Below are 18,292 nucleotides of genomic sequence, written 5' to 3' on the forward strand. Positions count from 1 at the left end.
ACCCACTCCCTATGATGGAGCGAACTGTCCTCTTCTATGATTTCCATCGTCAATACCGAATGCCACGTTCCCAAAACGTTCTCCGACTTGGCCAAAATCGCAGCTTGGGGCCGACTGGGCCTATAATGTGGGGTACAAGCCGCCGAGGCGGGCAGGGGCGACAAGCGCGTGGAAAAGACGGTATTCTGGTCATGGCAGAGCGATCTCGACGCTCGCGTAACGCGCGACGTGATCCGATCGGCGCTCGATCAGGCGATCGGCATGCTGGCTGCCGATCTCGACGAGGCCGATCGGCCGAGCCTCACCTCGGACACACAGGGCGTCGCCGGCACGCCTGATATTGTTGCGACGATCCTGCGCAAGATCGACGAAGCCGCGGTGTTCGTGGGCGATGTCACACCGATCGCTGTCTCGGCGAGCGGGAAGGCCTGCGCCAATCCGAACGTGCTCATCGAACTCGGCTACGCACATCGCGCTCTTGGCGAGAACCGCATCCTGCAAGTCTGGAACACGGCGTTCGAAGGCGCCGCCGTCGATAAGCTGCCTTTCGATATGCGAGGGCGGCGCGGACCTATTGCATTCCACCTGGCGGTCGATGCCGATCGCGAGGAACTGCGGCGCGTGCGCGCAGACCTCGCAAAGCGTGTGGCCGAGTATCTTCGACTGGCGATAGATCAGTTGCCGGCACCGCTTCCCGAGGCGGTGCATTGGCAACCGCATTTCGCCGGCGACGCCAACCTTTGGTTCGACCGATCCGAGCCGCAGCTGGTGACAAACCCGGCCCACGGCACCACCAAATTTGTCTGGAAGGACAAATATCCGGGATATGCACGGGTGATCCCCTCAAAATGGGCTGCCAACCCCGGCGCCAAACAGGCTCTGGCCAACCACCCTGGACATGCGGCGCTGCTCGCCCGCGCCAATACGCTGAGCTACGGCATCAGCCGAGGCGGCGCGGTGGTCTATTGGCCCGGGACGGCGGAGGAGGGGGTCTATCCGACCCTCGCGGCGACCCAGTGGTTCGAGCAGACCGGCGAGTTCTGGGGCGTGGGTGGCGGCTTTCTCTTCGACCGTGAGGGTGATCGCCTGACGCTCGCGACCGGATATTTCTACCAACGGTGGCTCGGCTTTCTGGAGCGCAACTGCGCTCTCGCGCTTACGCATGGAGGCTCGCTCCCGATCCATGTGCGCCTGGGCGTGAGCGATCTTCGAGGAAGCTGGTGGCCGCGCGGTCGCTTCGACTTTGGTGATGAGGGTTACGCGGCCGTCGAGGATTCCTACGAATATGACGCGACACTGACGTCCGTCGACCCCGGCGAGCTCCAGCGTATCGCGGTTGAGGCCTTCAATGGCCTTGCGGCGGCCTATGGCATCGAGCCTTTCACCCATGAGCAGATCGTCAAGGAATTGAGGCTATAGAGGTGGCTGAGCTGCCCGCCCTGTTACCGCTGATCCCATCTCCGCCAAACTCCGGGATCGATCTCGTCTGGGAGGTGACGAAGATGGGGGCCGAGGGGACGATCACTGTCAATAAGGCGCTGATCGACGCCTTCCAGGCTGCCTCGTCACCTCACACCATCCGCGCGCTGAAATCCGACATCGAAGCGTTCGACGCCTGGTGTCGGCGAACCAATCGGTTCGCGCTCCCGGCGACGGCTGAGACCGTCGCCGATTATCTCGATGCGCGAGCAGAGACTGGTAGCCGGCCGGCGTCGCTGGCGCGTTACAAGGCGTCAATCGCCAAGATCCACCAGTTGCTCGATCTGAAGGATCCAACGCCAGCGCCATTGGTCAAGCTGCGGCTGCAGGCGGTGCGCCGCGAGAAGGGTGCCGCGCAGAAACAGGCGCGGTCGCTGCGGTTCAAGGGGCCAGTCCGCGACGTCGAGCGCGACAAGGCGCGCGGGCTTAACATCCGCGCGCTGCTCGAGAGCTGCGCGGACGATCTGCCGGGCCTACGCGATCGGGCGCTGCTATCAACCGCTTACGATACCGGTCTGCGGGCCTCGGAACTGGTTGCGGTCGCGGTCGAACATATTGAAGAGGCGATCGACCCCGAGGCGCGGCTGCTGCAGATCCTGCGCAGCAAGGGCGATCAGGACGGGGAGGGGGCGACCGCCTATCTCAGCCCGCGCACGGTCGCGGCGATCACGGCCTGGACCGAAGCCGCCGATATCACGGAGGGGCATCTGTTCCGGCGAGTGCAGGTGCGACGGTACAAGGCCCGTGCGGCGGTGCGCGGCAGGCCGATCGACAGCATCTCCGGACGCGAGGGTTGGGATCTGCGCAAGACGCTTTCCAAGCCCGCAGTGAAGGCGCGAGTCGAATACGATGTCGGCACGGCTGCGCTGCATCCAGGGTCAATCGGGCCGATCTTCCGGTCGATCATTAAGCGGGCATTCGATCTCGGCGCGCTCCCCGATCTCACGGCCGAAGATCTAACTCGGCTGCTGAAGGGGATCAGCGCGCACTCCACGCGGATTGGGCTCAATCAAGACCTGTTCGCGAGCGGCGAGGATCTGGCCGGGATCATGGACGCGCTGCGCTGGAAATCGCCGCGGATGCCGCTCGCGTACAACCGAAACTTGGCGGCTGAGCAGGGGGCGGCGGGGCGGCTCATGGCGAAGCTCATCTGACGTAGCGCCCACATGTCATTTCGCGACACCGATCGCTGGCGTCGTCCGGCATCCTAGAAACGGCCGCTTCTTATTCGTTTCGAAGACCTCTTAGCGTGTAAGCTTAACCGAAATCATTTGGTTTGTAGTGCGTCGATGATCGGACAATCTGGCCTCTCGTCCCCGTTGCAACGCTCGGCGAGGTCCAGCAGCGACCTTCTGAGTGCCTCCAATCCAAGCGCCTTGCGATGCAATTCGGCGGCACGGGTCAACGCGATGTGCTTTACGTCGGCGCTTTCTCGCGCACCGTCCGACCACAAGCTTAGCAGCGACCGAATATTCTCGATCGGAAAACCAAGGTCGCGGGCATTGGCAATGAACCGCAGTCGATGGAGATCGGCATCGGAATAATCGCGATAGCCAGACTGGCGGCGCGGCGCGGCACCGATCAGGCCGATCTTCTCATAATGGCGAATCATGCGCTGCGAAACGCCGCTGGCGCTCGATGCCTCGCCGATCTTCATAGCTTGGCCCGGTTGAGTTTGAGCGCATTGGTCACCACCGTGAAGCTCGACAGTGCCATGGCGGCGCCAGCGATCATCGGCGACAGCAAGATGCCTGCGATGGGATAAAGGATACCGGCAGCGACCGGTACGCCGACCCCGTTGAAGACGAACGAGAAGAACAGGTTCTGCCGGATGTTGCGCATGGTGGCGACCGCGAGCCGGCGTGCACGAACCATCGCGGCGAGATCGCCCTTGGTCAGTGTCATGCCAGCGCTCTCGATGGCGACGTCAGTCCCGGTGCCCATGGCGACGCCGACATCCGCCGCCGCCAGCGCCGGGGCGTCGTTGATCCCGTCGCCGGCCATCGCGACCACTGCGCCTTTTGCTTTGAGTTCACCGATGATGCGGGCCTTGTCCTCGGGCTTCAGCCCGGCATGGACTTCGTCAATGCCGCCGATAGCCCGTGCCACGGCATCGGCTGTCGCTCTCGCGTCGCCGGTCAGCATCACGATCCGCAGCCCTTCCTCGCGCAGGGCGGCGATCGCGGAGGCGGCCGATGGCTTGATCGGATCTGCGACCACGAGGAGGCCGACCAGGTGGCCATCGATCGCTACGAGCATCACGCCCGCGCCCTCACTGCGGTGCTTGTCGGCTACGTTATCAAAGGATGACGGATCCACGCCAACGCGACGCATTTGTTCGGCATTGCCGACCACCACGTCGCGCCCGTCGACCTTGCCACTGACACCAAGCCCGGTCTGGGACTCAAACTGCTCGACTTTCGCAATCGGAAGCTCGGCTTTGCGCGCGGCTTCGACGATGGCCTGGGCAAGCGGATGTTCCGATAGAGCTTCAACGGCGGCTGCTGTCGACAACACCATGTCGTGCTCATACCCCTCAGCCAACTCGATGGTCGTAAGGGCCGGGCTGCCCTCGGTCAGCGTGCCGGTCTTGTCGATCACCAACGTGTCGACCTTCTCCATCATTTGCAGCGCCTCGGCATCCTTGACGAGCACACCGGCGCGCGCGCCGCGGCCAGTTCCTACCATGATCGACATTGGCGTCGCCAGGCCGAGCGCACAGGGACAGGCGATGATGAGCACGGCGATCGCATTGAGCAGGGCATGACCAAAGCGCGGCTCAGGACCGACGAAATTCCAGACAATGAATGTCGCGATCGCGATCGCGACGACGAGCGGCACGAACCAGCCCGATACGCGGTCAGCAACCGCCTGGATGGGCGCACGACTGCGCTGGGCTTCCGCGACCATCTTCACGATCCGCGCGAGCACCGTATCTGTGCCGACCGCGCGCGCCTCGATCACCAGTGTTCCCGTGCCATTGACGGTGCCGCCTGTGACAGTTGCGTCCTTCTCCTTGAGGACGGGGGCAGGTTCTCCCGTTATCATGGACTCGTCGACCGACGAGCGCCCGTCGATAACAACGCCATCGACCGGCACCGCCTCACCGGGGCGCACGCGGACATGGTCGCCGGCCATCACTTCGGCGAGATCGACCTCCACCTCTTCGCCCTTGGCATCGATCCGCCGAGCGGTCTTGGGCGCAAGATCCATCAGCGCACGGATCGCGCGACCGGTCGCAGCCCGCGCTCGCAGCTCGAGCACCTGTCCGAGCAGGACCAGCGTCACCACGACGCCTGCCGCCTCGTAATACACGGGCACGATCCCGTGCATCTGGAAGGAGGGCGGAAACAGACCCGGTGCGACCGTGGCGACCACGCTGTAGGCGAACGCCGCGCCAACGCCGATCGCCACGAGCGTGAACATGTTGAGGTGCCATGTCGCGATCGAGGTCCAACCGCGCTGGAAGAATGGCCAGCCCGCCCACAGGACGATCGGCGCCGTCAGCGCGAGTTGCACCCAGGGCGACCATGTCGGCGGCACGAAATGCATGCCGAGCATCTCCGCGACCATTGAGATTGCCAGCAGCGGGACGGCAAGAAGAGCAGCCACCCAGGTTCTCCGGGTGAAGTCGACCAGCTCAGGATTGGGAGCATCATCAAGCGACGGCTCTTCGGGTTCGAGCGCCATGCCGCAGATCGGGCAGGTGCCCGGACCATCGCGACGAATTTCCGGGTGCATGGGGCACGTCCAGATCGCACCCGGCGCTGCGACCGCGGCCGTGTTGCCCTCGCCCGACAGATACCGCTTGGGGTCGGTGACAAACTTGGTGCGACAGCCTGCGCTACAGAAATGATAGTCCTCGCCGTGATGCGAGGCGTGATGAGGCGTTGCGGCCGGATCGACCATCATGCCACAAACCAGATCCTTGGCCGTCTTCGTGTCGCTGCCTTCGCCGTGCTTGCCGGCGCAGCAGCTGTGGGCGCCCGAATTGCTAGCAGGAACAGGGTCAGTCACAGGCTCGTCTCCTTATCGACGAAATGCAATCTGGGGTCTGACATCATGTCAGGGTCAAGCCCGACCCACATATATTTTCGCGCACGTAGTTTTGGTGCGTTGCCGCCTTAGCCCGACAACAGATTGTGGATGGCCGTCGCGGCCTTAGCCGCCTGACCGGCCGCCACGGCAATTTGATCCAGCCCTTCAACCATGTCGCCGGCAGCAAACAGGCCGGCGACCGTCGTTTGCTGGTGCTCATCGACGACGACGCAACCTGTCGGGCTCAGCTCTGCGCCAGCTATTCGCGCCAGTTCCGAGCGAATTGAGGTTCCGAGGGCGACATATAGGGTGTCGAACTGGAGCAATCGGCCATCGGCTAAATGCACGAGAAGATCTTTTTCGTTGACCGACAAATCGCTGACAGGCGCTCGCTCGACGCCTATAGCGTTCCGTGTCAGATTTGCCTCGTCAGCTTGTGAAAGCTCCGAAGCATCCTGAGTAAGCAAGGTAATGGTATCGCTGTAGTGGCGAACGAAAATTGCTTCGGCCGCGCCGTGGCCGGAGCAGCCAAGCACGGCGACTCTCTTGCCGCGGATCTCGTAGGCATCACAGATCGGACAATACCGTATCAGTCCTTGAGCGACGCCTTGATCATGCGTTCCCTGCGCCATTCGCGGCCGATGGTTCGTCACGCCTTGAGCAAGCAATATTGTCCGTGCGCTAAATGTCTTGGCATTCGTATGGACGACGAAACCCGTCCCGACCCGGTCGATGCGGTCGACGATCCCCGTAACCAATTCGGCACCGTACTGCGCAGCATGTCGAAGCATACGGACAAGCAAATCTTCGCCTGAGATACCGTCTGGAAAACCGAGGAGGTTATGTGTCGTCGGGATGCGGGTGGCGCGGCCGTCGCCAGCGTCGATCACCAGCGTAGAACGCAGAAACCGGGCCAGGTAGGTGGCTGCTGTCAGCCCCGCGGGGCCGCCTCCGATGATTACGCAGTCGTACATGCCTGCCTTTCGCTGACCTCGCCCGTCACTCCTATTACGCGGCACGCCCCTTCTTCCCTCGAAAGCCTGCGCGTTCTTCGAAAAAAAGCGGTGGGTCGCGAGGGGTAAACCGCGTCGCTGCGTAAATTCAGATGAAGACCATCGCCAAGCAGGATGGACAACTCAGGTGCCCACGGGTCGCAGCGTGGCGCGGGGGGAGCGGATGTGGGGAAGACGGACGGGAATAAACCCGATCGCGCACCATGTTGCTCGCCCCCGCAACAACCACTGGTCGCAACGTCAGGGGGCGACGACACCATCATCGACGGGGGAGAGATGGAGACCTACAGCCCTTTTTCGGTTTCGATGGGCAGAGCGCTTTGGGTGATGATGCTCGTCGCTGGACCACCGCTGATAATCATGTTGGTGGTCGGACTCATTATCTCCATGATCCAGGCCGCGACGTCGATCAACGAACAGACCGTGAGCTTCGTCCCCAAACTCCTAGCGTTCATCTTGTTTCTCGCGCTTTACGGGGCAACCGTTGGCGATCTTCTAATCGACTACACCCGTGACCTGCTGATGCATATTCCCGACGACATCAGATGACGCAGGCCACCTTTCGTCCTGGGCGGGCGCGCAAAAACTGTTCGTATACGGGGCGGAGTGCTAGCGTTGGAGAAGATCGACGTGAGTGGGGGAACGGGGTTTGGCGGAATTTGAATTGCTTGCGCGGCAACTGATCCAACGATGGAAGGAAGACCCCAACGCGACCTATCAAAGCTGGTTTCTTTGGGACGAGCGCATCAAAAACTTCCGTTCGATCCGGCGTGGTCTGGCTCAGGTAGTGGCAGAGATCGAAGCCAGTCGGTTTGGCGTGGCCTATCGGGGCTCTTCGCTGGAAACGGTCGTTCATTCAGTCGCGGAGCAGAGGCAGATATTCAAAGGCGCTGACCATGCGTTTCTCTGGAAGCCCAAATTGCGCATCCCTGACATCTATGAAAATCCAGCGAACCAACGCGCGTTCGGCAGGTTGCTCGATCACTGCGCCTGTTGCGACACTGCCGAAGAAATCATTGCAGGTATTCACACGATCGATCGGCTGAACATCAAGGGGCTTGGGCCTGCGGTCGCCAATCTCCTCTACTTCCTGCATCCGACCCTCGTGCCGCCGTTCAACACGGCGATCGTCAACGGCTATAACAAGCTGACCGGTGGCAGGGTGAAGCTCGGAAGCTGGCAGCATTTTCTCGCGATGCGCTCGGGTGTGCTGGACCTGAACGAACGGTTTCGCGATCTGCTGTCGAACGATCTCGGCGCCATTGGCGGCCTCCTGTTCGATATCGGCTCGGGCCGCTACCCGGCGCCGCCGCGTGACGAGGAAGACCAGACGGTAGGATCGTGGGCGGTCCGTCTCGAACAGGCCAGGGCCGAAGCGCAAACGCTCAACAAGGCCCTTCAGAAACAGGGAGAGAGCGATCGAACCCATTCGGAAATCCAGGCTTGGCTCCGCGATATAGGCCGTGCGCTGGGCTACGATATCTGGATAGCATCCAACGATCGGGGGCGACTTCACGATGGCGTGCGCTTGGGGGACGGGTGTCTTGAGAGCCTGCCAGCTTCAATTTCAACATCGACCGGCGCAGACGCCATCCGCCTTATCGATGTGCTTTGGCTCGAGCGAGGCGGCGACCGCGTCGCGGCCGCCTTCGAAGTCGAGCATTCGACGTCGATTTATTCGGGCATCGTCCGGATGCTCGACCTTGCCTTGAGCGGGAGCGAACTGCACGCCACAGCCGGACTGTTTCTTGTGGCGCCCGACGCGCGGGAGAGCGAAGTGCGGGCACAACTCGCGCGGCCCGCATTCAGCCGAATCGCAGATCTTGAGATTGCCTATCTTCCCTATGGCGAGCTCGAGCGTCACCGAGAGGCGATTTCCCGGTTCGGTTCGGGCTTGAAAGCAATCAAGGCCATATCGCGTGCTTTGCCGTAAGGCTCAATGTCTACATCCCCGAGGCAGGGGGCGCCAATAATCCCAGCCACGCAACAAGCGCGAGAATGGTGAGCGCACAGCCGCTCTCGACAATGAGACTGCGGCGAAGTGACCCGATCGCCGATGATATTTCCCCAGTTTCGATCGCTCCCGCCAAGGCAGGGGTAAGGAAGAAGCGATTAGCGGCGGCCAGGAACAGCATTACGCCAAACAACACCAGTTTCACTGCCAGCAACACGCCGTAGAGGCTCGTAAAAAGCGCCGCCAGGTTGGACGGTCCTACCAAGATCCAACTGTTGATGAAGCCTGACAGGATGAGCAGACCCACGACGATCGATCCTACCTTTGCGAAGCTATCCAACGCCCGGTGTGACAGGTGGACATGATCGATTGCCATGCGGGCCGCTGGGCGAAAAATGAGCAGGCACAGGGCGGAAAGCGCTCCAATCCATATGCCTGCGGCCAACAGATGAGTGATGTCGGCGCCAAGATGGATCCATCCCCACAAGCCTTCATCGGCCGCGCCGTGACCAGTCCAGGCCAAAGTCGCGAGAGCGATTGCTGCCGTTACTGAAACTGACCAGAGGGCGAATGCAGGGCGTCGCCACCCGACAATGGAAAAGTACAGGACCAGTAAGAGTGCTGCCACCCGAACTTGCCAGACGGTGCCGATCGCTGTGCCCGATATCAAAAGATTGACAGTGGCGCGGTCCACTTGATCGACCGGCACACCGCCCATCGAGGCCGCCAAGGCTATCATGCCCAAGATCGATAATACGATGCCGGCGAGCGCGATCGTCGCCAAAACCGAGCGAAAGCGCAGGACCGAGCCGGATGCTCGCTCGGTCCCGCGTAACGTATATAGGCCGAACATCGGCAACCCGAAAAGCAGCATGAGATCGAGATAAAGCCCTAGCCTGACCGCAATCGCGATGATGTCCGGCACGCTCTTACTGGACCTTGAAGGTATAGCTACCCTGAATGCGATGGGTGTCGGTAGAGACGACGTGATAGTCGACCTTGTAGGTTCCAACCGGCAGCGGCTTAGCAAGCGTGGCCACGAGCGTCTTGCCATCTGCGGCCACGGTCGCCTTGACACCGTTCATCTTCATCGGCCCCATCTTCATGCCGGGCATCTCGGTCATTGTCAGGTCGATCCCGGAAAATTGAGCGACCAGTGCTTCGGAAAAGACGAGCTGAATTCTGGTCGGAGCCGAAGCGACGGTATCGGCCGCGGGCGTGGCATTGGTGAGTTTGGGGTGCGCCTGAACAGCGGTAGCGGCGAACACAGACGCCGCCATGGCGACGGCAAAAGCTGTTTTACGAAACATCGATTTCTCCATGGGTGGCGATACTGCCGACAAAGCGATTTACGCACCGCGCACCGTGACCCCTCATCCGACGGGCACGATTTCTTCGAATTCGGAGCGCCAACTGGTGTGCGCCGCAGACCTGCGCGGCGGATGAGGGGTGGAAGCTCGCCGCGCGTATGATCAAGTGGATGGGTGCGAGATCACCAATCGACCGAGGGCTTTTCGGCTGGGGAGGACGCGATGGAAGATTCAAGGAAGGCATGGCTTCGGAAACATTTTCCGAGCGGCCCGTTCATCGCGGTCGCGGCGCTGGTCGGCGGTGCACTGGCTGGGATTGTCGTATATGTGGGCGCCTATGACATCGGGGCGGATTCGCCGCACACCAGACCGGTCTACTGGCTGATAGAGCAGCTTCGTGATCGCTCGATCGCCGTCCGGGCTCGCAACGTGGGCGTCCCGGCCAACCTGATGGATGTAAAACGACTGCAGAGCGGTGCCGGGCTCTACACCGAGATGTGCAGCGGCTGCCATCTCGCACCGGGGCTGGAAAAGTCCGAGATCAGCCAAGGCCTTTATCCCAAGGCTCCCGAGCTTTTCCGGGAGCCACAGAGATCGGCAAAGGAGCAATTCTGGATCATCAAGCATGGGGTCAAGCTGACTGCGATGCCGGCTTGGGGTAAAACGCATAGCGATGAATTGATCTGGGACATGGTGGCTTTCGTGCGGCAACTGCCCAAGATGACCCCGGCGCAATATCAGGCAGCACTTGCCAGTGCGCCTGAAGACCATGACGCGATGATGAAGGATATGCCTGGCATGAAAAAGATGATGCCGTAACAATGTGTCCGCCTGCCGACAGGTCGCCGTTCAGCCAAACCGACCGCGGGGCACGCAACCACTGAGGGCCGGTTGAGCGAACGGCAGAGGGGGCGGCACTCGTGCCAGCGCGCTGAACAGATAGAGATTGGGATTTGCGATGAAAACAGACTTGGATGGGCTTTTGACCCGCTTGCGCAATGAACCGGATCATCCGGGCCTGATCGGTCTGGAGGAGGCCGTGTTCCAACGCATTGCGGCATTGCCGCAGGTTTCGGCCGCTTCTCAACTCCGGTTTGGTGCAGTGGCCGCCTTTGGAGCAGTGCTGCTCGGTATCGCCAGCAACGGATTTACGCCGCCTGCCGAGGCATCGGTCACGCTCTCGCCGTTCGGGCCATCCAATCCGCTTGCCCCCTCGACGCTGCTGGTAGGCTCTCAATGAAGGCAAAATTGCTTGTTTTGGTAGCTGTCGTCGCCTTCGTCGCAGCCGTTGCGGGCGTGTTCCTTGGGCGTCACTTCTTCCCCCAGCCCAAGGCGGCCGGTGTCGAACTCCACGACGTGTTGCACAGCAAGCTCGACCTGGACGACCGTCAGAAGGCGCAGATCGAACTGCTTGAGCAGCGCTTTGCCGTGCGTCGTCGCGCGCTGGAGCTCGAACTGAGAGCGGACAACGCGCGTCTCGCGGCCGCGATCGAAGCCGAACATGGCAACGGACCGGGTGTCACGGCGGCCGTCGATCAGTCGCATCAGGCGATGGGCGAGCTGCAGAAGGAAACGCTTGGCCATATCTTCGCGATGCGCCAGATCTTGCGCCCTGATCAGGCCAAGACCTTCGATCAGGCGGTGGTACATGCGCTCACCGACGATGCACGGTGAGTCTGGATCTTCGCGCGTGCTCGGACGGTGAACTTGCGGCGCTAACGCTCGCCGGTCGGCAGCCGGCCTTCGCAGAGATCATGCATCGGCACCAGGCTGCGATATTTCGACTGGTACGCGGCCTGGTGGGGAATGCCGAGGACGCGCTAGACCTCACCCAGGACTGCTTCGTCTCCGCGTTCAGCCATCTGCGAAAATATGATGGCGCGCGGCCGCTCCGGGCTTGGCTGTCCCGGATCGCGATTAACAAATGCCGCGACTGGCACCGCCGCCAGAAGGTGCGGCAGCTTTTCACTTTCGGTTATGCAGCGTCCGACGCCGAGATCGAACAAGTGCCGGATGATGCACCCTCCGCGCATGCCAGTGCCGACTCAAAAATGGAGATCAAACGAATGGCCGCCGCAATTAGCGCGCTACCGGTCTCGTTGCGGGAAGTTCTGTTGCTCCGCACAGTCGAAGGGCTGAATCAGTCGGAAGCGGCAACTGCGCTCTCGATAAGTGGCAAGGCGGTCGAGACGCGCCTTTACCGTGCGCGGTCGCGCCTTGCGGAAATCTTGGCCGAGGAATGAGGGGTGCGCCCCGCTCGCGCGTAAGGAGAGAGAGATACCGCGCTCGAGCGCCTTTGCGGACCCGGAGTGCTGCACGTTGAACAAGGAGATACTATGCCCCCGGTATTGAACCGCCGCGACCTTTTCCGCGGTGCCGCATTGACCGGCGGTGGTCTGGCATTGTCGGCCTGGATGCCGGCATGGGCTCAGCCCGTTTCGGCCGGGATCGTGAAGCCGCTCCCGATCGTCACCGGGAACGACATCACGCTCAAAATCGCCCATCAGATGATGATGATCGATGGCCGGGCAAGCCATGCCATTGGCATCAACGGCACGGTGCCGGCACCCCTCATCCGGCTGCGCCAGGGTCAGACGGCGCGCCTGTCGGTGATCAACGATCTCGACGAAGACAGCTCGATCCACTGGCATGGCTTACTCGTACCATTCCAGTTTGATGGCGTGCCCGGGATCAGCTTTCCCGGCATCAAGGCCAAGTCGACCTTCGTCTATGAGTTCCCGATCGTTCAGGCCGGAACCTACTGGTATCATAGTCATTCGGGGTTGCAGGAGCAGATGGGCCATTATGGGCCGATCGTCATCGATCCGGAAGGCGAGGACCCGATCCGCTCGGATCGCGAGCATGTCGTCGTGCTGTCCGACCATAGTCAGATGCACCCCCACGCGATTTTCCGGAAGCTCAAGCAGGTCGGCGGGGGCTATTTCAACTATCAGCGCCAAACGTTGGCCGGTCTCCTGGCCAAGAAAGACCAACCACTCAAGGAACGTCTCGACTGGGGCAATATGCGTATGGACCCGACCGACGTTTCCGATGTCACGGGTTCGACCTATACATATCTCGTGAACGGGCATGGCCCGCAGGACAATTGGACTGCGCTCTTCCGGCCCGGCGAGCGGGTCCGGCTGCGTTTCGTCAACGCCTCTGCGATGACGACATTCAATGTCAGGATTCCCGGCCTCAAACTTACGGTCGTTCAGGCCGACGGGCTCAACGTCAGGCCTGTCGAGGTTGACGAGTTCCAGATCGCGGTCGCCGAGACCTATGACGTCATCGTCACGCCGACTGATGATCGCGCCTATACGCTGGTCGGCGAATCCGTCGATCGGTCGGGCATGGCCCGCGCAACCTTGGCTCCGCGCGAAGGCATGGCAGCTGAAGTGCCTGCGCTACGCAAACGTCCCCTCGCTAATATGAAAGACATGGGCATGGGGGACATGGATATGGGTGGCATGCAAGGCATGGACCACTCAGCGATGGGACATGACATGTCGGCAAGCGGGGCCGCCGCGGGCGGTATGGCTGGAATGAACATGGAATCCGGGGCCTCGATGCCCGCAATGGACAAGCCGGCCGGTGGTTCGATGGCGAACATGCCTGGAATGGGTGCGCCTGCCGGCGACGCGATGGGCGGCATGGCGATGGGCGGAATGGGCGGCATGAATATGCGCGACGCCAGCAAAGCCCCGCAGGTCAAGATGGGGCCTGGCGTGCAGACGATCTCTCCTATGCCGATGGATCGCACGGGAGAGCCCGGACAGGGCCTTGACGATGTCGGGCACCGTGTTCTGGTCTATCGCGATCTCATGGCGGTCGACCGCAATCCCGACGTGCGGGCACCCGACCGCGCAATGGAGATTCATCTGACCGGAAACATGGAACGCTATATGTGGTCGTTCGACGGCGTGAAGCTGAGCGACAAGCGGGAGCCGATTCCGTTTCTCGAAAATGAACGGGTGCGTGTCACGCTGGTGAACGACACGATGATGTCGCACCCGATCCATCTTCACGGACATTTTTTCGAGCTGGTCACGGGCCATGGCGAATATTCGCCGCGCAAGCACACGGTGAACGTCGCGCCGGGCGGCAAGGTGAGCTTCGATCTCACCGCCAACGCCGTCGGAGATTGGGCCTTCCACTGCCATATGCTCTACCACATGCACGCCGGGATGATGCGCGTAGTCTCTGTCCGTCCCCGGGGAGAAGCCGCATGAAGTCGCTTCTTCTCCTAATCAGCGCCGCGCCGCTCGCTTTCGCAGTACCGGCGAGCGCGCAATCCATGCAGAATATGCCGGGCATGAACATGCCTGCAGCCAAGGCGCCCGCGAAGAAGAGGCCTGCAGCAAAGCCCGCTACGCCCGCCAAGCGCAAAACGTCGGCCAAGCCGGCTACCAGACCAACACCCGCCAGGCGCGCGACACCTGCGGCGAAACCCAATGCCGCCGCCCACGACATGTCGGGAATGGGCACCATGCCCGGAATGGATATGTCGGGAACGACGGGAAGCAAGGCATCTCCGAAGGCCGATACCCATGCCGGACATGACATGTCGAGCATGCCTGGCATGACAATGCCGGACACGGCGGGTGGCGCTATGAAACACGATATGCCCGGCATGAATATGCCTGCTGCTGGAAGTGGTCAGCCGATGGAGCATGACATGTCGTCGATGCCCGGGATGGCGATGGACGGGCAGATGGCGGGGCATGGGGCAGGGGGCACGAGCCTTGCACCAGGCAACGCGCCAGCACCATTGCCGCCGAGCGATCATTATGCGGATCGGATTTACCAGAACGGCGCGATGGCCGATTCACGCTCCATGCTGCACAACGAACATGGCGGCAGCACATCCTCGATGATCCTGTTCAATCTGGCCGAATATCAGGTCCGAAATGGTCGCGATGGCTATCGCTGGGACGGCGAGGCGTGGTTCGGCAAGGATCTCGATCGGCTTGTCGTCAAGACCGAGGGCGAGGGGGCTTTTCGAGAAGGCGTCGATAGCGCCGAAATTCAGGCGCTCTACAGTCGCGCGCTCGATCCCTACTGGAATGTGCAGGCGGGTGTCCGCTACGATTTCAAGCCCAATCCCTCCCGCACCTACGCAACGATCGGCATCGAGGGCGTCGCGCCTTACTGGTTCGAAACAGAAGCAGCCGTGTTTCTGTCGAACAAGGGCGAGGTGCTGGGACGGATCGAGGGCTATTACGATCAGCGCCTCACGCAGCGCCTGATCCTTCAGCCCCGCGTCGAACTGAACCTATCGGCGCAGGATGTGCCCGAAACCCGGATCGGGTCGGGCCTCTCCAACGCGGAGCTGGGCCTGCGCCTGCGCTATGAGATTCGACGTGAGTTTGCTCCCTATATCGGCGTTTCGTACGATCGTAAGCTGGGACAGACGGCAGACTATGCGCGCGCCGATGGGAAAGACGTCACGGCGACGAGCTTCGTCATTGGCGTGCGGACCTGGTTCTGAGGAGCAACCGGCTTCGGCTCCACGTCGGGGCTAGCCGCGTCCACCGCTGGCTGGCTCTGATCATCGGTGTCCAGCTATTGCTATGGTTTGCCAGCGGCCTGATCATGAGCGTGCTGCCGATCGACCGGGTTCGCGGTGAACGTCTCGTGGAGCGGGTATCGCCAGCGACGCTTGATCAAGCTCGTCTCCGTGCACCTCTGGATATCGTGTTGCGCGAGGCGAACAAACCCGCGCGCGAGGTCCGATATCGTCTGCTGCTGGGACGCGAGGTCGCCGAGGTCGAGCTGGCCGATGGTGCGGTGCTGCTACACGATGCCGAGACTGGAAAGCGTATCCCCCCTCTAAATGCTGCAATGGCGCGGGCAGTCGCGGTCCAAGCCTATCGCGGCGTGGCGCCAAGGCCGAGCGTACGCGCCATTTTGACCGCCAGCACCGAATATAAGGCGACGCTGCCGGCATGGCGGGTCGATTTCCCGGACCGCGACGCGACCCGTATCTATGTTGCGCAAAACAGCGGTCGAATCGTTGCCGTCAGGAACGGCACCTGGCGTCTCTACGACTTTTTTTGGGGCCTCCACATCATGGACTGGAAGAACCATGAGGATTTCAACACACCTTGGCTGATTGGATTCGCCGCTGGGGGGCTTGCGCTGGCGATCGCTGGTTCTGCCCTTTTGTATTTCCGCTGGCCGCGAAAACGCCGCCGCAAGAACTGAACGAACATGGGGAATTCTTGGGCGGGGGCCAAAGGAGACGACCGATGATGAAGAATGCTTATGCGAGCCTCGCGCTGCAAACCCTGGTCGGCGGCATTATCATGTATTTGGTGATGTTCGTCATGATCGATAGCCTAGGGAGCTTCTACAATAATCTCAATATGGTCTACATGACGCTGATGATGGTCGCGCCGATGGTGGTGCTGATGATCCTCGCAATGGGTCATATGTTCCCATCAAAGGCGGCCAATGCTGGCCTTTTGGTCGGCTCGGTTGTGATATTTGCTGGATCGTTCGCCCTGATCCGCACGCAAACGACGATCGGTGACACGGCATTCCTCCGTTCGATGATCCCGCACCATTCGGGGGCGATCCTCATGTGTCGCGAGGCGACCTTGAAGGACCCGGAAATCGTCCGGCTGTGCGGTGGCATCGAGGAATCCCAGCGGCGCGAGATTGATGAGATGAAGGCTATTCTCGCCCGCAAGTAGGTTTCGCCATCCCATTCCCGAAAATTAGCGCAGGCTTGCGAGGGTAATGGCGCGCTCGCGCGTATTAACAATGCGGGGCGACGAGGAGAGAATTGTGAAGAAAATAATCGCCGTCATGATCGTCGGATTGTTGACCACACCCGCGATCGCGCAAATGCAGGGCATGGACCATTCGAAGATGGACATGGGCCAGATGACGAACCCTACGCCGGCCAACCCGTATCCGCCGGCCGAGATGGAGATGCATCAGAAGATGATGTCCGCCATGGGCGGCGACGCGACGGAAACCTGGGTTCGCAAGATGATCGAGCATCATCGCGGCGCGATCGCGATGTCACGCATCGTCTTGCGCGACACAAAGGACGCGCAGGTTCGAACGATGGCGACCAAGGCGATTACCGAGCAGACTCGGGAAGTGGGCGAGCTGCAGGGCTGGCTAAGAGCTCACCACAAGCGTGCGCAGTAGAGACTTTCCCCCGCCCAAGGGCGGGGGATAACGGAAGGTGTATATGCCACTGAAACTCGTTCTTGCTGCGTTCGCCGCGTCTGTCTCGGTCGCCAGTGCCGCGGCTGTACCTATCACAGTCCATCGCGATCCAGGATGTGGTTGCTGCGAGAAATGGGCCTCCCAGGTCCGCCAGCAATTCGGCCGGCGCGTGGCCATAATCGATGATCAGCAACGATCTGCCTTTCAGCGCGCGCACGGCGTGCCCGCTCGACTTTCATCGTGTCATACAGCGATCGTCGATGGCATGGTTTTCGAGGGACACGTGCCCGTAGCGGACATGAAGCGCGTTCTCACGCAGCGTCCTCGTGGTGTGAGCGGTCTTGCCGTAACGGGCATGCCTCTCGGATCACCAGGCATGGAGGCCCCCGGGCAGCCGGTTCAGCCTTTCAATGTCTTAGCCTTTGGTGCGGGAAGCGAAACTATTTACGCGCGGCACGGCGAATGAGCGTGGCGTTGCTCTTGGATCAAGATTGGCGTAGTTGATTACAGCTGTGAAACGTGCGCTTCCCCTCTTTCTCCTGCTCGGAGCCCTGCTCGGTCTGCTCGGCCAGGAAGCCGCCTTTGCGTCAGCACCGCCTGTAGTGTCCGTATCGATGGCGATGACCGGGACGGCCGATTCCGGCATGTCCGAAGACTGCATGAAGATGATGACGCAGCAACAGCAGCCCGCGCAGAAACCCTGCAAGGGCATGACGCTCGCCTGCATCGCCGCGATGGGCTGTGTCATTCCCATGGCGGTTCGCAATGACGCACCGACGCTTGCGGTGCGCGCGGCCGATCCGACCCTGGCCTTCTGGTCGACCACCACTGTCCTGCGCGGCGGTGACGTTGCTCCCGAACCGGAACCGCCGACTCTCCTTGGCTGATCGAACTCGGCCGTAAGGCTGGAAGGGTCGTTGCGCCTGTCGCGGATCGAACCTCCTGTCCAACCTGCGGCTACCCCGATGATTTGCCAAAGGATGATAGTCATGAAGAACCGTGTTTTCTATGCGCTGCTGGGCGTAGCTCTTGCCGCACCCGTCGCCGCATTCGCCGGCCAACCGGACCACAGCCAACAGTCCGGCCATTATGAGTGGAAGTCGGTCCCGCAATATGGACCGCGTGCGCCGCTCCAGGGACAGCGGCGCGTCTGGGTGCCTGATACCACGCAAGTGGCGGCGTGCGACTGCGACATGATGAAGATAAGCAGCGCCGACGCTGCTGATTGCATGAAGCAGATGCACAGCATGGCATCGCCTTCGTCGGCCCCGTCGGTCGGTTAGGCAAAAGTTCTGGCCGCTTCAGGTCGCATA

The 18,292-nt window shown here is 61.4% G+C and carries 21 protein-coding genes; 16 read left to right on the forward strand and 5 right to left on the reverse strand.

Going from position 1 to position 18,292, the window contains the following annotated elements; all coding sequences use genetic code 11:
- The first annotated feature begins 168 nt into the window (after positions 1-168).
- Entirely contained in the window at positions 169-1,419 is a 1,251-nt protein-coding gene (locus tag ABT375_RS22325) for a hypothetical protein (RefSeq protein ID WP_416466017.1), read from the forward strand.
- Positions 1,420-1,421: 2 nt separating this feature from the next.
- Positions 1,422-2,633, forward strand: a complete 1,212-nt coding sequence (locus ABT375_RS22330) for a site-specific integrase (RefSeq protein WP_416466019.1) — start codon at positions 1,422-1,424, stop codon at positions 2,631-2,633.
- A 113-nt stretch (positions 2,634-2,746) separates the two neighbouring features.
- On the opposite strand, the gene ABT375_RS22335 is transcribed toward ABT375_RS22330, so the two are convergent.
- The 3 genes from ABT375_RS22335 to ABT375_RS22345 form a co-directional block, all read right to left on the reverse strand.
- On the reverse strand, positions 2,747-3,136 hold the full coding sequence (locus ABT375_RS22335) for a MerR family transcriptional regulator (RefSeq protein ID WP_416466021.1): 390 nt from the start codon (positions 3,134-3,136) through the stop codon (positions 2,747-2,749).
- Positions 3,133-5,391, reverse strand: coding sequence for a heavy metal translocating P-type ATPase (locus ABT375_RS22340; RefSeq protein ID WP_416466056.1), 2,259 nt, complete (start codon positions 5,389-5,391; stop codon positions 3,133-3,135). Before ABT375_RS22340 ends, ABT375_RS22335 begins: the two co-directional genes overlap by 4 nt.
- 212 nt (positions 5,392-5,603) lie before the next feature.
- Positions 5,604-6,491, reverse strand: a complete 888-nt coding sequence (locus ABT375_RS22345) for an NAD(P)/FAD-dependent oxidoreductase (protein ID WP_416466023.1) — start codon at positions 6,489-6,491, stop codon at positions 5,604-5,606.
- A 315-nt stretch (positions 6,492-6,806) separates the two neighbouring features.
- Between ABT375_RS22345 and ABT375_RS22350 the strand changes: the two genes are divergently transcribed.
- Positions 6,807-7,079 (forward strand): flagellar biosynthetic protein FliQ, encoded by a 273-nt coding sequence (locus ABT375_RS22350; RefSeq protein ID WP_149524083.1) that lies wholly within the window; start codon positions 6,807-6,809, stop codon positions 7,077-7,079.
- 100 nt (positions 7,080-7,179) lie between these two features.
- The gene (locus tag ABT375_RS22355) at positions 7,180-8,463 is read left to right on the forward strand and encodes a type II restriction endonuclease (RefSeq protein ID WP_416466025.1); all 1,284 of its coding nucleotides are present in this window, start codon (positions 7,180-7,182) and stop codon (positions 8,461-8,463) included.
- A 10-nt stretch (positions 8,464-8,473) separates the two neighbouring features.
- On the opposite strand, the gene copD is transcribed toward ABT375_RS22355, so the two are convergent.
- Positions 8,474-9,409: a copper homeostasis membrane protein CopD gene (copD, locus tag ABT375_RS22360; protein ID WP_416466026.1), complete on the reverse strand. Its 936-nt coding sequence runs from the start codon at positions 9,407-9,409 to the stop codon at positions 8,474-8,476.
- Positions 9,410-9,413: 4 nt separating this feature from the next.
- The gene (copC, locus tag ABT375_RS22365; protein WP_416466028.1) at positions 9,414-9,794 is read right to left on the reverse strand and encodes a copper homeostasis periplasmic binding protein CopC; all 381 of its coding nucleotides are present in this window, start codon (positions 9,792-9,794) and stop codon (positions 9,414-9,416) included.
- Positions 9,795-10,016: 222 nt separating this feature from the next.
- On the opposite strand from copC, the gene ABT375_RS22370 reads away from it, so the two are divergent.
- The 12 genes from ABT375_RS22370 to ABT375_RS22425 all read left to right on the forward strand — a co-directional run bounded on the left by ABT375_RS22370 (position 10,017) and on the right by ABT375_RS22425 (position 18,262).
- The gene (locus ABT375_RS22370) at positions 10,017-10,613 is read left to right on the forward strand and encodes a c-type cytochrome (protein WP_304562610.1); all 597 of its coding nucleotides are present in this window, start codon (positions 10,017-10,019) and stop codon (positions 10,611-10,613) included.
- Between the two features lie 139 nt (positions 10,614-10,752).
- Positions 10,753-11,034 carry a hypothetical protein gene (locus ABT375_RS22375; protein WP_174839324.1) on the forward strand — a complete coding sequence of 94 codons (282 nt, stop codon included), beginning with the start codon at positions 10,753-10,755 and terminating at the stop codon, positions 11,032-11,034.
- Positions 11,031-11,468, forward strand: a complete 438-nt coding sequence (locus tag ABT375_RS22380; RefSeq protein ID WP_174839325.1) for a periplasmic heavy metal sensor — start codon at positions 11,031-11,033, stop codon at positions 11,466-11,468. The genes ABT375_RS22375 and ABT375_RS22380 overlap by 4 nt, the downstream gene beginning before the upstream one ends.
- Positions 11,465-12,037 (forward strand): RNA polymerase sigma factor, encoded by a 573-nt coding sequence (locus tag ABT375_RS22385; RefSeq protein WP_174839326.1) that lies wholly within the window; start codon positions 11,465-11,467, stop codon positions 12,035-12,037. Before ABT375_RS22380 ends, ABT375_RS22385 begins: the two co-directional genes overlap by 4 nt.
- 93 nt (positions 12,038-12,130) lie before the next feature.
- The gene (locus ABT375_RS22390; protein WP_416466031.1) at positions 12,131-14,026 is read left to right on the forward strand and encodes a copper resistance system multicopper oxidase; all 1,896 of its coding nucleotides are present in this window, start codon (positions 12,131-12,133) and stop codon (positions 14,024-14,026) included.
- Entirely contained in the window at positions 14,023-15,285 is a 1,263-nt protein-coding gene (locus ABT375_RS22395) for a copper resistance protein B (protein WP_416466058.1), read from the forward strand. The genes ABT375_RS22390 and ABT375_RS22395 overlap by 4 nt, the downstream gene beginning before the upstream one ends.
- Before the next feature lie 77 nt (positions 15,286-15,362).
- A complete protein-coding gene (locus tag ABT375_RS22400) occupies positions 15,363-16,001 on the forward strand; it encodes a hypothetical protein (RefSeq protein WP_416466032.1) in 639 nt (212 codons plus the stop codon).
- A gap of 44 nt (positions 16,002-16,045) precedes the next feature.
- Positions 16,046-16,492 carry a DUF305 domain-containing protein gene (locus ABT375_RS22405; protein WP_416466034.1) on the forward strand — a complete coding sequence of 149 codons (447 nt, stop codon included), beginning with the start codon at positions 16,046-16,048 and terminating at the stop codon, positions 16,490-16,492.
- Between the two features lie 70 nt (positions 16,493-16,562).
- On the forward strand, positions 16,563-16,958 hold the full coding sequence (locus ABT375_RS22410; RefSeq protein ID WP_416466060.1) for a DUF305 domain-containing protein: 396 nt from the start codon (positions 16,563-16,565) through the stop codon (positions 16,956-16,958).
- A 43-nt stretch (positions 16,959-17,001) separates the two neighbouring features.
- Positions 17,002-17,445 (forward strand): DUF411 domain-containing protein, encoded by a 444-nt coding sequence (locus tag ABT375_RS22415; protein WP_416466035.1) that lies wholly within the window; start codon positions 17,002-17,004, stop codon positions 17,443-17,445.
- A 46-nt stretch (positions 17,446-17,491) separates the two neighbouring features.
- Positions 17,492-17,866 (forward strand): hypothetical protein, encoded by a 375-nt coding sequence (locus ABT375_RS22420; protein ID WP_149524030.1) that lies wholly within the window; start codon positions 17,492-17,494, stop codon positions 17,864-17,866.
- A 102-nt stretch (positions 17,867-17,968) separates the two neighbouring features.
- Positions 17,969-18,262 carry a hypothetical protein gene (locus tag ABT375_RS22425; protein ID WP_416466037.1) on the forward strand — a complete coding sequence of 98 codons (294 nt, stop codon included), beginning with the start codon at positions 17,969-17,971 and terminating at the stop codon, positions 18,260-18,262.
- Positions 18,263-18,292: the final 30 nt, after the last annotated feature.

This window comes from Sphingomonas sp. VDB2, from assembly GCF_047946695.1.
Classification (GTDB): Bacteria; Pseudomonadota; Alphaproteobacteria; order Sphingomonadales; family Sphingomonadaceae; genus Sphingobium; species Sphingobium bisphenolicum.